Genomic DNA, 13,868 nt, shown 5'->3' with positions numbered 1-13,868 from the left:
CTATAGATATTTGTATTATATCACCTTTCCGGATATTAGGGAACTAAAAAATGTGCCAGGGAACGTACACCCTGACACATTTTTCTTTCTTTTATTAAGCTTCGTATCCATTCGGATTCATTGTCTGCCATCTCCATGAATCCTCACACATCTTGTCGATTCCGCGTTCTGCAACCCATCCGAGCTCGTTCTTTGCTTTTTCTGCATTACAGTAGCATGTTGCGATATCTCCGGCTCTTCTTGGCTTGATCTGGTAAGGGATCTCTTTTCCACATGCTTTTTCAAATGCATGCAATACATCCAGTACTGAATATCCCACTCCGGTTCCAAGATTATAAATGCTTACGCCTGATTTTTCCTGGATCTTCTTCAGCGCCTTTACGTGTCCAATTGCAAGGTCAACCACATGGATGTAGTCTCTCACACCTGTTCCGTCCGGTGTATCATAATCATCACCAAATACCCCCAGGCATTCCAGCTTACCGATTGCAACCTGTGCAATATATGGAAGCAGGTTGTTCGGGATACCCTTCGGATCTTCTCCCATCAGTCCGCTCTCATGTGCGCCGATCGGATTGAAGTAACGAAGAAGGACAACATTCCACTCCGGATCTGCCTTATGCAGGTCTGTCAGGATCTGCTCAAGCATCCATTTTGTCCATCCATAAGGATTCGTACAGGTTCCCTTCGGGCATTCTTCTGTAATCGGGATAAATGCCGGATCACCATATACCGTTGCTGAAGAACTGAAGATGATGTTCTTCACATTGTGGTTACGCATAACATCACAAAGTGTAAGTGTACCTGCAATATTGTTCTGATAATATTCAAGTGGCTTTGCAACAGATTCTCCGACTGCTTTAAGTCCTGCGAAATGAATGACACATTCTACACTTTCTTTGTCAAAAATCTGATCCAGTGCTTCTTTATCTCTGATATCTGCTTTATAAAATGTAACGTTCTTGCCGGTGATCTTCTCTACACGTCTGATTGCTTCTTCAGAAGCATTGCAAAGATTATCTACTACAATAACTTCATATCCTGCATTCAGCATCTCTACACATGTGTGACTGCCGATAAATCCGGCTCCGCCTGTTACTAAAATTGCCATGATTTTTTCCTCCTGAAATTAGAATCATTTACTTTTCTTTACACACTATAGCACACATCCTGCCTATATGGAAGTGTTTTTACTAAATTATTTATATTTTTTAGTAAATCAAATGAACTATTTACTAAATTTCAACACATTCCTACTCTTCCCAGAGATTTTCCGGATAAAGACCTTCTTTTTTCAGATTGCGGATCGCTTCTACGACAACCGGTTTGTCTTCTTTATAAGTTACGCCGTACCATTTATCTGCCGACGGAAGAACCGCTGCTGTTGCGCGGTCTGCCTCCAGAAGATTGCTTACGACTGCCGGCAGGAAATATTCACACTTCATCGGATTTTCAGTAAGTCCTTTCTTCAGGAACTGTGGAAATTCTGCTTTCAGCTCGTCCAGTATGCTTCTCGTAAATCCCCACATATTCATGGAAACCAGTGTATCCTCTGGTAAATTTTCCCAGGTTTCTCCATCATTTTCAGTAAATGCAATCTTACCGTCACGCTTCTCAATGCGGGTTCTTTCGGTAATATTTACCAGTTCCCCTTCTTCATTGGTCGTACAGATTCCTCTTGCCACATGACCATTGTCTGTTACTGTATTCTTCAGAAGATATCCGACCATCGCATAACGATACTTATCATCATCCTCATGCTCAGACAGATAATTATAAATTGCTTCAAACGCATGTTTTCCATAATAATCATCTGCATTGATAACAGCAAATGGCCCGTCGATCTCATCAATGCAGCTGAGGACTGCATGTCCGGTTCCCCACGGTTTCACTCTGCCTTCCGGAACTTCAAAACCTTCCGGAATGTTGTTGATATCCTGAAATACATAAGAAACCTCCATATATTTTGCCATACGGTTTCCTACTGCTTCTCTGAAACTGTCTTCATTTTCTTTCTTTATAATAAAAATAACCTTCCCAAATCCGGCTCTTTTTGCATCAAACAGGGAAAAATCCATAATGATGTGTCCCTCTTTATCAACTGGATCGATCTGTTTAAGTCCGCCATAACGGCTTCCCATTCCTGCTGCCATAATTACTAAAACTGGTTTTTTCATAATTGATTCTCCAATTCTTTTTTAGATTTCAAAACTTTCTCTTTCTTATTCTAACCCCAAATGACTCCTTTTTCAATCGTCTGCCAGACAGAAAAACAGTAAAAAAACAGGACTTCCAAAATGGAAATCCTGTTCTGATCATATTCGATTAATCCTGAACGTATGGCATTAAAGCGATATGTCTTGCTCTCTTGATTGCTACTGTAAGAGCTCTCTGATGTTTTGCACAGTTTCCTGTGATTCTTCTCGGAAGGATTTTTCCTCTCTCAGAAACATATTTCTTTAATTTTGCTGTATCTTTGTAATCGATTTCGTTGTTTTCTTTACCACAGAATACACAAACTTTTTTTCTTCTGCGTCCGCCTCTTCTCTTCATTGGAGAATCCGGTCTGTTTCCTTTTTCGAATGCCATTGTACACATCTCCTTTCAACCTTAATTAAACGGTAACTCCTCATCAATTCCGTCTGGAATGTTCATGAAACCGTCACCTGCATCGGCGCTTGGCGCCGGTGCCGGGGCTGCCTGATAAGACTGTGTATTAGCACTGCTAGCATTCTTACTTTCTGCGAATTCCTGTTCCTCAACAACAACTTCTGTTGTATAGACCTTTACACCATCCCTGTTGGTATAGCTTCCGGTCTGGATTCTTCCGCAAACCACTACGCGCATTCCCTGACGGAAATAACGTTCTGTAAATTCAGCACTCTTTCCGAACACAACACAGTTAATAAAATCTGCGGTCTGTTCTCCGTCACGCTTGAATCTGCGGTCTACAGCTAATGTATATCTTGCAATAGCGAGAGCGTTCTCACCTTGTGAATATCTCACTTCAGGATCTCTTGTCAGACGTCCCATTAAAACTACTTTATTCATACGTTGCCTCTTTCTAAGCTTCCTGTTTCACGCATAAATATCTGATTACACCATCCATGATACGAATTCTTTCTTCGATTTCGCCTGGTGTTGTTGTTTCAGATTCAAAGTGAATGAAGTAGTAGTAAGCTTCTTTCATCTTCTGGATTTCGTAAGCTAATCTCTTCTTTCCCCATTCGTCAACGTCAGTAATGTTACCACCGAAACGTGTAACAAGTGCTTTCACCTTTTCGATTACTTCTGCTCTGGCGTCGTCTTCGAGTTTTGCGCTGACAACAACTGCTAATTCATATTTGCTCATGTCCTGCACCTCCTTATGGTCTTTTGGCTCCCGGATCCGCCGGGAACAAGGATAAATAATATATCACAAGTTGGTATGATATCATAATTCAGGCTTTGTTTCAAGCCTTTTTTCTTATTTCTTTTGTATTTTTTTCAACCAGTCTGCGCGGTACCATTACCTGGTGTCCGCATCCCTGACATTTCAGACGAAAATCCGCCCCTACTCTCAGGATCTCCCACTCTGAGCTTCCGCACGGATGCGGTTTTTTCATCCGGATCACATCTCCGACTTCAAATTTTGCTTCTGCTGCCATCGCTTTACTCCTCTTTTATTCTCCTGCCGGCTGTACATTTACCCTGACACCGTGTACGATCGTTCTGTCATCATTTCCCTCCCGTGTACAGGTGGACAACGTCACGATCTGCGAATCATTTCCCACTTCCACACCTGTATCATACAAAGAAGACGCCTTCGTTGCTTCAAGGAAGGATGCAAACGCCGCATCATCTGCGAACTGATATGTATAGCCTTCGGAAGTATCTTTTACCACTCCAACAGAATAAATCTGATAAGTAGCCACATTGCCATCCGGTGTATAAATATAGAAGGAAGGGTATTTTTCCCAGAAACTTTTTTCGTGATACTGCTCCAGCTCATTAAACATCGTTCCATTATACATATAATGTCCGTAAATGATCGTGTTTCTGTCATTAAAATCCGCATGATTATAAGCATTTACAAAAATCGTTCCTACGGTATTGTCATATCCTTTGAATGTCTTACTCAGATATTCTGAATTATCACTTCCTTGCACAACCGGATAATTGATCACCGCCGGTTCATCAAAACGGATCCATGCAACCACATCCGGATTGATCTGTCTGAGTGCATCAAAATCCACGGAAAATCTGCTTCCATCCTGATCGTCCGTCCCGTTCTCCTGTTCCCCCTTATCTTCCGTAACCGCAAGCTTTACCAGATCATCATACTCACTTTCCCCTTTGTGATATCCGTTAAAGATTTTATACAGCTGAAAGGCAGAAAATGCAAACACACAGATTGCAACGATCAAAATGACCGTACTGATGATTCCACCTTTTTTCTTGCGCCGGTCACGCCTGGAATGCTTTCCATACCGACCATGTCCTTTCCGTCCCATAATTTCCTCCTCTGCTTTTTATATATGATGTTCCCAGATTGCTCCATTGCCATGCAATCTCAGAAGTCCTATTTTCTTCCATATTTTCACGATATCAGCAGTATAACATACTTTTTAGAGTTTTTTAATAGAGAGTTTATTGATTTTTGTGTGTGCAGGCGTACAATGTAAACCATCGTATAGTATCATATTCTATAAATAAAAAAGATTGGGTGAACATTATGAAAGAAAAACTGATGCGTTTTATGTATGGAAGGTACGGAGTAGATACCTTCGGCAAATTTCTCTTATGGAGCGGCGTAATTCTGATGCTGATCACAAGCATCTTCCATTTTCGTATTTTTTATGTAATTGGGTGGGCATTCGTGATATACTCTTACTATCGCATGTTTTCACGTCAGACCTACAAGCGTGCACTGGAAAACCAGAAATTTCTCCAGCACACTTCAAAGATCCGTGGATTTTTTGCAAAACAGAAGTATATGGCAGCGCAGCGCAAGACACACCACATTTACAAGTGTCCAAACTGCAAACAGAAGATCCGTGTCCCAAAGGGAAAAGGTAAAATTGAGATCCGCTGTCCAAAATGCCAGACTACTTTTATCAAAAAAAGCTAACGATCAGGAGAATAATCAATTATGCAGGATCCTTACTCAATACTCGGCGTTTCACGGGATGCTTCCGACGAGGATATCAAGAAAGCCTACCGCAAATTAAGCCGTATTTATCATCCGGATGCCAATATCAACAATCCAAATAAAGATCAGGCAGAAGCCAAATTCAAAGAAATCCAACAGGCTTACCAGCAGATTATAAAAGAAAAAGAAATGAGTGCTTCCGGATATACCGGAACAGGCTCCGGAGGTTATGGCGATGCTGGAAGCGGATACGAAGGTTTTGGCGGTTTTGGTCCATTCGGCGGTTTCTACGGTCAGTATACCAATCAGAATCAGCAGACAACCGAGACAGAAGAAGATATTCATCTGCGTGCCGCCGCCAATTATCTGAACAGTGGTCATTATAAAGAAGCTTTAAATGTCCTTTCAGGAATCAAAGACCGTTCTGCCAGATGGTACTATTACAGCTCTATCGCCAATTCCGGCATGGGCAATAATGTCCTCGCCCTGGAGCACGCCAAAGAAGCTCTTCGTCTGGAGCCGTCCAACTATCAATATCAGTCTCTTGTCAGCCGTCTTGAAAATGGTGGAAGCTGGTATCGTACACAACAGACAATGTATGGCGGTACACCAACGATCAACAATGATTTCTGCGTGAAGCTCTGCATTGCCAACCTCATGTGCAATCTCTGCTGTGGCGGCGGTGGATTCTTCTGCGGTTCTCCTTATACATACCACTAAATAACAGGAGGAAATATTATATGTTAGATTATCTTGTTGTCTATGAGAGTGAGACAGGAAATACAAAAAAAATAGCAACAGAAATTTTTGCATCTCTTCCGGGGATGTCCAAAGATCTGATAAATCTTCATGAACGTACCGATTTCCCAGAGGCCAAAATTTATTTTGTCGGTTTCTGTGTTCACCGCGGAACCTGCAGCCTCGAGATCGGCAACTTCCTTTCCGGTCTGTCGTACAAATCCGTTGCTCTCTTTGGAACCTGCGGTGCCGGAAACAGCCTGGAATACTACAAAAAGATCGCATCCAGTGTCCGGATCTGGCTTGAAGACGACAATCGTTATCTTGGTTCTTTTATCTGCCAAGGGAAAATGCCACTTGCTGTCCGTCAAAAATATGAATCCTTGCTGAATACACCAGAAGATTGCGATTGCCAGCAAATCCGCCGGCAATTACAGAATTTTGACGAAGCAATGATTCATCCGACACGCACAGACCTTGAAAATGCGGCTCTTTTTGCTACCGAATGTATAGAAAAAGTTAAATCCTTGTAAAAAAAGTGTAAAAAAATATCGTTTCAGTCTACCTATGGAAACTTTCTTGTTATATAATAAGGGTGTCGTATAGCGTCACTTTGTGTGATCTGCATGCAGACTTTTCATATTTAAAGTAGCTGTACGATATTTTTTTTGCGACAAAATGTAAACTAATGCTTAAAGAAAAGGAAAACAAAATTATGGGAATTACAATGGTTTTGTCATTACTCAGTGGGGTAGCCCTGTTTTTATACGGTATGTCACTGATGGGCGACAGTCTGAAAAAAGTTGCCGGCAATAAGCTTGAACTGATTTTATACAGGCTGACCAACACTCCTCTGAAAGGACTTCTGCTGGGTACTGTCGTAACCGCTATCATTCAGTCATCCTCTGCAACGACAGTTATGGTAGTCGGATTTGTAAACTCTGGTATGATGAAGGTCGCACAGGCAATTGGTATCATCATGGGTGCCAACATCGGAACCAGTATCACCGGATGGATCTTATGTCTCTCCTACATTGATGGTTCCAGCGGAATCGCGCAGCTTTTATCAACCGCTACAATTTCTGCAATCGTAGCAATCATCGGAATTATTTTCCGTACATTCATCAAGAAAAAACCGTATTCTGATATTGGTGACATCATGCTTGGCTTTGCGATCCTGATGATCGGGATGCAGACCATGAGCGGTGCCGTCTCTCCTCTGAAAGAGAATCCGCATTTCGTCAGACTTCTGACCATGTTCACGAATCCATTTATGGGAATCCTTGTCGGGATCGTATTTACAGCAGTTTTACAGAGCGCTTCTGCTTCTGTAGGTATCCTCCAGGCACTGTCCATTACCGGATCGATCACCTTTGCAGCTGCACTTCCGATCACAATGGGTATCGGCGTTGGTGCCGCATGTCCGGTTCTTCTTTCCTCAATCGGAACGAACAAGAACGGAAAGCGTACTGCTCTGATCTATCTGCTGAACGATTTATTTGGTATGATTTTCTGGTCCATCGTATTCTATTCTGCAAATGCCATCGTGCATTTCCCATTTATGGGTGAAATTATGTCGCCTTTCCGTGTGGCACTTTTGAATACGGTATTCCGGCTTCTGACGATCCTTGTTCTTGCTCCATTTATCGGCAAGATTGAAAAGCTTGTCTTCTTCCTTATTAAAGATACCGATGAAGACAACGAAGAGCAGGCAGATTTCGATCTTCTTGAGGAACGTTTCCTCAATTATCCGCCACTGGCAATCACACAGAGCCAGCTTGCAGTCAACGGAATGGCAAAGAAAGCATACAAAAATATCCGTCGCGCCCTTGCACTGCTGAAAGATTTTTCAGATAATAAGTTCAACAAAATTCAGGAAAAGGAAAATCTGATCGACAAATACGAAGATAAACTGGGAACCTATCTGATGCAGCTCAATATGCATGACCTGACACCGGAACAGTCCAAACAGACCGCCAAGTTCCTTCATACGATCAGTGATTTTGAACGTCTGGGTGACCATGCAGTCAATATTTCCCGTGTTGCACAGGAACTTCATGAAAAATCACGTATTTTTTCAGATGCAGCCAAATACGAGCTTCATGTTCTTGAATCCGCATTAAAAGAGCTCCTTGATCTCACGATCAATTCATTTGTAGATGAAGACCTTGTAAATGCTGCCAAAGTAGAACCGCTTCGCGAACTGATCGGTATTTTATGCAACGATTTGAAAATGCGTCATATTAAAAGGCTCCGTAACGGGCAGTGTGATCTGAACACCGGATTTGCATTTAACGATCTGCTCACCAACTATGATCGTATTGCAGCCCACTGTTCTAACATTGCCGTTGCAATCCTGGAACTGGATTCTTCCAATTTCGATATGCACGAATACACTAAGAGTGTACGGAAATTGAAAGACAACAATTATGTATCCACCTTTGATTATTACGAGCAGAAATATAATATCAACGGTTATCAGCCGGAAGCGGAACAGGATACAAAAGCAACCACAAAAAACCCGGTCAAAGCTGTTGAAGCCAAAAAATAATCTTACAACGAGAAAGGAATCTGCTGTAATGTCTTCTTTAAATATTTCATCACAGGCGCACATTGCCAGTCAGTCCGTCATCCTAGGTGATGTCACCATCGGTGCAGACTCAAGTGTGTTCTATTATGCCGTTGTCCGCGGTGATGAATCGTCTATCACGATTGGCAAGCGAAGTAATATCCAGGATAACAGTACCGTCCATGTAGATTACGGTTTTCCGACCGTTATCGGTGATGATGTCACTGTTGGTCACAACTGTGTAATCCACGGCTGTACAATTGGTGACGCGTCTCTAATCGGGATGGGAAGTACGATTTTAAACGGTGCAAAGATTGGAAAGCATTGTCTGATCGGTGCAGGAAGTCTTGTCACTCAGAACACGGTCATCCCGGACGGAATGCTTGCCATGGGAAGCCCGGCAAAAGTAAAAAGACCTCTTACCGAGGAAGAGATCCAGTCAATTTATAAAAATGCTGCAGATTATGTTGCATTATCGGCTGCGCAGTTTGAATAAAATATCAAATCTGAAATATGTACACTATTAAAAAAAGTATCGAAAATCATTTATGTTTGATTTTCGATACCTTTTTTATCTACTACAACACTTTATTTTTCATCCACGATCTGGAACACATAGAATTTAAGATAATACGATTCTTCTGCAGACCACAGAATCGGATGATCCGGTGCCTGTGTCCGGTATTCTACCTGTCTGATCCTCTTATGCACATTCTGCGCTGCCTGGTGGATCGTCTTCGTAAAAAGCTCATAATCCATAAAATGCGAGCAGGAACAGGTTGCTAGATATCCGCCTGGTTTTACCAGCTTCATTCCGCGCATATTGATCTCACGATATCCCTTTGTCGCATTCTTGATCGTCTTACGGGATTTGGTAAATGCAGGTGGATCCAAGATTACCACATCATACTGCTTTCCTTCTTCTTCCAGCTTTGGAAGCAGGTCAAATACATCTGCACAGACAAATTCAACTCTATCCTCTAATCCATTGAGTCTTGCGTTCTCTCTTGCCTGTTCTATGCCAAGTTCTGAAGCATCTACACCTGTCACATGCTTTGCCCCTGCAATCCCTGCATTCAGCGCAAAAGAGCCTGTGTGCGTGAAGCAGTCCAGCACCTCTGCATCCTTGCAAAGTCTCTGGATTGCCAGACGATTGTATTTCTGATCCAGGAAAAATCCTGTCTTCTGTCCGTCTTTGACATCAACCATATATCTGACACCATTTTCCACAATCTCAACTTTGGTATCAAATTCTTCACCGATAAAGCCTTTGACTCTCTCCATGCCTTCATTCTGACGAACCTTTGCATCGCTTCGTTCATACACGCCACGGATCGTAATTCCATCTTCTGAAAGTACCGCTTTCAGAATGTCCACGATTTCTTCTTTCATCCGGTCAATTCCGAGTGCAAGAGACTCTACAACCAACACATCCGAGAATTTATCAATCACCAGTCCGGGAAGAAAATCCGCTTCCCCGAAAATCACACGGCAGCTTGATGTATCTACTGTCTTTTTCCGGTATTCCCACGCATCTCTCACCCGCATTTCCAGAAATGCATGATCGATCTCCTGATCCTGCTTTCTTGTCATCATACGGATCCGGATCTTAGAATTCATATTGATAAATCCTCTTCCCATTCCGTACCCGTCAAAATCATGGACGATCACAATATCACCATTCTCAAATTCTCCCATAATCGAATCAATTTCATTATCGAATATCCAGACGCCGCCTGATTTCAGCAGACGTCCCTCACCCTTTTTCAATGTCACTATAGCCTGACGCATCTTTTCTCCTTCCACATACTCTTACGTATTCTTCTGCAAATATTATCCACGGAGTCCTGCAATGATCCGACCTGGATAGAGCAGAAGATCCAGTCCATCCTGCATAGATCTGACACAGAGATCCGCATTTTTCAATAATTTCCCATAGACCCCTTCCCGGTCCATAACAGCGATGGAAAGCGCCGCCTCTTTCAGCATCCACTCATCGTTTCTGCCATTACCGATTGCCACACAGCGTTTTGCACCGGTTGCTTTTACCAATTCCCTTTTATACTCCTTTGCATTACCTGTCGGAAATGTCTCCAGGATCACCGGAAGCCCTTCGCACTGCGCTTTCGCATTTCCATGCGTATCTGCAGTCAGTACATAAATTCGGAACTGCTCTGAAAGTGCGATAAGACGTTCCTTCACACTCGGCGGGATCACGCCGTCCACAGCGATCGTCCCGTTCATATCTAAAAATATCGTATCAAGTTCTAATGTTTTATATTCCGGAATAACCAGTTTCATAGGAACTCCTTTCCTGCCATCTGGCATGTTGCTTTTTCTATTATAATACATATTTCATACAGACTCCACATATTTTGTAACAACTGATTTATCTGATAAAGAGGAGGATTGTAAATATGAAACCAGTTGTTGGAATCTTATGCTGTGGCTTCGACGGCAAAAACCAGTTTGTAACCGATACCTATGTGCGGGCAGTCCGCATTTCCGGAGGAATCCCCCTACTGATACCGATTCTTCCTCAGGACTTCCCGATCAATTCTTATCTTGACATATGCGATGGATTTCTGCTCCCCGGAGGAGGTGATTTTACACCGTTTCTCTTCAATGAAGATCCACTTCCAGGTGTAGGACAGACCAATCTTTCTGTAGATCTTTTCCAGATTCATTTTGCAGAGGAAATCTTAAAACGTCATCTTCCGGTAATCGGCATCTGCCGGGGTATGCAGGTGCTCAACGCCGCCTGTGGCGGAAGTATCTATCAGGATCTTTCCTGTCAGCCCGGAGATCCTTTTCTGCATATGCAGACCTCACAGAACCACAGCGATATGTGGCACCAGATTTTCATCGCCAAAGACAGCCATCTTCATGAACTGACCGGAGACACTCTGTATACCAATAGTTTCCACCATCAGTCCGTTCATCTGCTCGGAAAAAATGTCCATGCATGTGCACACACTTCTGATGGCACAGTTGAGGCAATTGAAATCGAAGGACAGCCTTTTGCACTTGGCGTTCAGTGGCATCCGGAATCCATGTTTTTTACTTCTCCATGTATGCGGGAATTGTTTTCGCTTTTCGTCCGGTCGATGCTTCCCGGAACAGATTAAATCCCTTTTGTCGGGCTGCAGACTCTGCTGTCTGCGATCCCTTCAGAATATATGCATAATATGTTCACAAACGTTCATAATTCTTTCAAATTATAAACACACTTTTTTCACAAGATACGAGTATACTAATAATTGTCAAAAGGAAATAAACCTTTTCACATAACAAAATTTTTCTTTTTCATAAACGCCGATATTCGGGAAACCGGATATCGGCTCTCCTCATTTTCAGGGGTTATTTCAGATATTCCAGAAGTCCTCGCAGGTCTGGAACGACATGATCTGCCATCTTTTTGACCTCTTCGTCTGCAGGTGTCAGATCCGGAACCATCGTCACATGGCAACCCGCCTGGTAAGCCGCATTTACCCCGTTCGGTGAATCTTCGACCGCCATGCACTCTTCAGGCTTCCGCCCGATCTTCTCACAGGCATAGAGATACACATCCGGTCTCGGTTTTCCCAATTTCACCATAGATGCACTGATGATCTCATCAAACAGCTCTTTAAATCCGACCATTTCCAGATAACGCACAGCCCTGTCTTCCGCTGTAGCCGTCACGACTGCCGTCTGATAACCACGTCTTTTCAGCTCCTTGATCGTCTCTTCCACATACGGTTTCTTCTCAATTCCGAAACGCGCAATATGATCACTCATCAGCTCCTGTCTGCGCCGTCTGAGCTCATCGTATGGGAAATTCTCTCCAAAAATTCCCTTCATCTGCTCTCTTGCAAATACGGATGCACAGCTGCGGAATTTGTATGCCGTTTCCAGATCCAACCGGTATCCCGCCTCCCGCATTGCCTTTTGTTTGTATACTGTCAGATATTTCTCTGTATCGATCAGGATGCCATCCATATCAAAAAGTACTGCTTTCATCTTGTCCTCCTGTAGTATATTTCATTTTGTAAAAACAATTACTTTCTATATCATACCATTCCCTTCAGGAAGAAAAAAGACGGAGATTTTATTCTCCGCCTTTTGAATGTTTGCTTATATCTATTTTGTACTTTCTGTGCTGCCGGTACTTCCTGTACTGTTTGAACCGCTTTCACTACTGTCAGATGAAGTACTTTTCACCTGCTTGCAGTTGTCTGCTACCCAGTCTTCTACGATATCCAGTCTTGCTGTCTTCTCCAGATTCTCAAGGTTTCCGGCATCTTCCAGTGCTTTTTTGAGTGCATCTACATCTTCGTATCCGTAAGCCTTTGCGTACTCCTTATACTTCTTCTCAAGCGTCTTATCTGACACATTGATCTTTGCTTTCTCAATGATCAGATCTGCCGCAAGGTTGGCCTTTACCTGATCCTTTGCAGCCTGAGTTGCCTTTGAATTAAAAGTTTCCTCATCCATATTCATATACTGTTTAAGGAAATCTGCAAAATCAACGTTATAATAAGATGCCATATTCTTATACTGTGTCTTGATCGAACTGATCATATTCTTCAGATCCTTCTTCGGATACTTGTTCACAGTTGTGTTCTCAAGTACTGCTTTCCATGCATTTTCCTTGATTGTATTCTGCTGGTTTTCTTTGCTGTTTTTTTTCAGAGATTTTTTAATTTCCTTTTTGTACTCTTCCACCGTCTTGGAAGTATCAGAAACACTCTGTACAAATTCATCGGTAAGTTCCGGTAGATCGGTCTGGCTGATTCCCTTCAGTGTAACGGTAAATACAACTGCCTGACCTGCAAGATCTTCATTTCCATAGTTCTCCGGGAAAGTCAGATTCAGATCAAAAGTATCGCCAATATTGTGTCCGACAACGCCATCCTCAAATCCGTCAATAAACTGACCACTTCCTAATGTAAGCTGTGCATCTGTCGCTGTTCCACCATCAAATGCCACACCATCTTTCTTTCCTTCGTAGTCGATCGTTACCGTATCTCCGGTTTGTGCTGCACGGTCTGTAACTTCTGTTGTAGTTGATTTAGACTGAAGTACACTGTTGATCTGTGCTTCTACATCATTATCCGATACCGCATCCGCATCTACTTTATCAATCTCCACACCTTTATATTTTGTAATTGTAACATAATCATTGGAAATCTCACTGGAGCATCCGGTAAGAAGTAATGACAATGCACAGATACCTGCTGCCAGTACTGTTAATTTCTTTTTCATTTTCTTTTACACCTCTTATATCTTCATTCTCTCTGACTGTCTGAATCACCCACATCAGAGCGCTACATATGATTATAACACATAATCTGTCATTGAAAAGGGATTTCCCAAAATTCACATTTATTTCAGATTTTCCATTACTTTCAAAAAGCCGCTAAAAACTTCAAATTACTTGCACTTGTC

17 protein-coding genes are annotated in these 13,868 nt (G+C 42.5%); 6 read left to right on the top strand and 11 right to left on the bottom strand.

Going from position 1 to position 13,868, the window contains the following annotated elements:
• Nucleotides 1-94: 94 nt before the first annotated feature.
• The 7 genes from galE to srtB form a co-directional block, all read right to left on the bottom strand.
• Entirely contained in the window at nucleotides 95-1,111 is a 1,017-nt protein-coding gene (gene galE, locus PGZ10_RS04565) for a UDP-glucose 4-epimerase GalE (protein WP_022221100.1), read from the bottom strand.
• A 142-nt stretch (nucleotides 1,112-1,253) separates the two neighbouring features.
• Nucleotides 1,254-2,177: a sugar phosphate nucleotidyltransferase gene (locus PGZ10_RS04560; protein WP_270540788.1), complete on the bottom strand. Its 924-nt coding sequence runs from the start codon at nucleotides 2,175-2,177 to the stop codon at nucleotides 1,254-1,256.
• 148 nt (nucleotides 2,178-2,325) lie between these two features.
• Entirely contained in the window at nucleotides 2,326-2,589 is a 264-nt protein-coding gene (rpsR, locus tag PGZ10_RS04555; protein WP_008368909.1) for a 30S ribosomal protein S18, read from the bottom strand.
• A gap of 21 nt (nucleotides 2,590-2,610) precedes the next feature.
• Nucleotides 2,611-3,051 carry a single-stranded DNA-binding protein gene (locus PGZ10_RS04550; protein ID WP_055155542.1) on the bottom strand — a complete coding sequence of 147 codons (441 nt, stop codon included), beginning with the start codon at nucleotides 3,049-3,051 and terminating at the stop codon, nucleotides 2,611-2,613.
• 13 nt (nucleotides 3,052-3,064) lie between these two features.
• Nucleotides 3,065-3,352 carry a 30S ribosomal protein S6 gene (rpsF, locus tag PGZ10_RS04545; RefSeq protein WP_008368913.1) on the bottom strand — a complete coding sequence of 96 codons (288 nt, stop codon included), beginning with the start codon at nucleotides 3,350-3,352 and terminating at the stop codon, nucleotides 3,065-3,067.
• 100 nt (nucleotides 3,353-3,452) lie between these two features.
• Nucleotides 3,453-3,647 (bottom strand): DUF951 domain-containing protein, encoded by a 195-nt coding sequence (locus PGZ10_RS04540; protein ID WP_022221102.1) that lies wholly within the window; start codon nucleotides 3,645-3,647, stop codon nucleotides 3,453-3,455.
• Nucleotides 3,648-3,662: 15 nt separating this feature from the next.
• Nucleotides 3,663-4,493, bottom strand: a complete 831-nt coding sequence (gene srtB / locus PGZ10_RS04535; protein WP_055262095.1) for a class B sortase — start codon at nucleotides 4,491-4,493, stop codon at nucleotides 3,663-3,665.
• Nucleotides 4,494-4,714: 221 nt separating this feature from the next.
• Here srtB and PGZ10_RS04530 point away from each other — a divergent pair, with 221 nt between their 5' ends.
• From PGZ10_RS04530 to PGZ10_RS04510, 5 genes are all read left to right on the top strand, one after another.
• Nucleotides 4,715-5,110 (top strand): hypothetical protein, encoded by a 396-nt coding sequence (locus tag PGZ10_RS04530; RefSeq protein ID WP_022221103.1) that lies wholly within the window; start codon nucleotides 4,715-4,717, stop codon nucleotides 5,108-5,110.
• 21 nt (nucleotides 5,111-5,131) lie between these two features.
• On the top strand, nucleotides 5,132-5,851 hold the full coding sequence (locus PGZ10_RS04525; protein WP_270540786.1) for a J domain-containing protein: 720 nt from the start codon (nucleotides 5,132-5,134) through the stop codon (nucleotides 5,849-5,851).
• A 20-nt stretch (nucleotides 5,852-5,871) separates the two neighbouring features.
• Nucleotides 5,872-6,402 (top strand): flavodoxin family protein BilS, encoded by a 531-nt coding sequence (bilS, locus tag PGZ10_RS04520; RefSeq protein WP_173825982.1) that lies wholly within the window; start codon nucleotides 5,872-5,874, stop codon nucleotides 6,400-6,402.
• Nucleotides 6,403-6,584: 182 nt separating this feature from the next.
• Nucleotides 6,585-8,420: a Na/Pi cotransporter family protein gene (locus PGZ10_RS04515; protein WP_270540784.1), complete on the top strand. Its 1,836-nt coding sequence runs from the start codon at nucleotides 6,585-6,587 to the stop codon at nucleotides 8,418-8,420.
• Nucleotides 8,421-8,448: 28 nt separating this feature from the next.
• On the top strand, nucleotides 8,449-8,934 hold the full coding sequence (locus PGZ10_RS04510; RefSeq protein ID WP_270540782.1) for a gamma carbonic anhydrase family protein: 486 nt from the start codon (nucleotides 8,449-8,451) through the stop codon (nucleotides 8,932-8,934).
• 92 nt (nucleotides 8,935-9,026) lie between these two features.
• Here PGZ10_RS04510 and PGZ10_RS04505 read toward each other — a convergent pair whose 3' ends face one another.
• Nucleotides 9,027-10,229, bottom strand: a complete 1,203-nt coding sequence (locus PGZ10_RS04505) for a class I SAM-dependent rRNA methyltransferase (protein ID WP_270540781.1) — start codon at nucleotides 10,227-10,229, stop codon at nucleotides 9,027-9,029.
• A 42-nt stretch (nucleotides 10,230-10,271) separates the two neighbouring features.
• Complete coding sequence (locus PGZ10_RS04500) at nucleotides 10,272-10,739, bottom strand: HAD family hydrolase (RefSeq protein ID WP_022221108.1); 468 nt, start codon at nucleotides 10,737-10,739, stop codon at nucleotides 10,272-10,274.
• Nucleotides 10,740-10,855: 116 nt separating this feature from the next.
• On the opposite strand from PGZ10_RS04500, the gene PGZ10_RS04495 reads away from it, so the two are divergent.
• Nucleotides 10,856-11,566, top strand: coding sequence for a gamma-glutamyl-gamma-aminobutyrate hydrolase family protein (locus PGZ10_RS04495; protein ID WP_270247477.1), 711 nt, complete (start codon nucleotides 10,856-10,858; stop codon nucleotides 11,564-11,566).
• 232 nt (nucleotides 11,567-11,798) lie between these two features.
• Here PGZ10_RS04495 and PGZ10_RS04490 read toward each other — a convergent pair whose 3' ends face one another.
• Together PGZ10_RS04490 and tig are read right to left on the bottom strand one after the other, a co-directional pair.
• Entirely contained in the window at nucleotides 11,799-12,440 is a 642-nt protein-coding gene (locus PGZ10_RS04490) for an HAD family hydrolase (RefSeq protein ID WP_118219474.1), read from the bottom strand.
• A 120-nt stretch (nucleotides 12,441-12,560) separates the two neighbouring features.
• Complete coding sequence (tig, locus tag PGZ10_RS04485; protein WP_270540779.1) at nucleotides 12,561-13,685, bottom strand: trigger factor; 1,125 nt, start codon at nucleotides 13,683-13,685, stop codon at nucleotides 12,561-12,563.
• Nucleotides 13,686-13,868 lie beyond the last annotated feature (183 nt).

This window comes from Coprococcus sp. AF102-57 (assembly GCF_027686195.1).
Lineage (GTDB): Bacteria > Bacillota > Clostridia > Lachnospirales > Lachnospiraceae > Allocoprococcus > Allocoprococcus comes.
The sequence above is the reverse complement of the archived record's forward strand: the minus strand, read 5'-3'. Positions and strand labels throughout refer to the sequence as shown.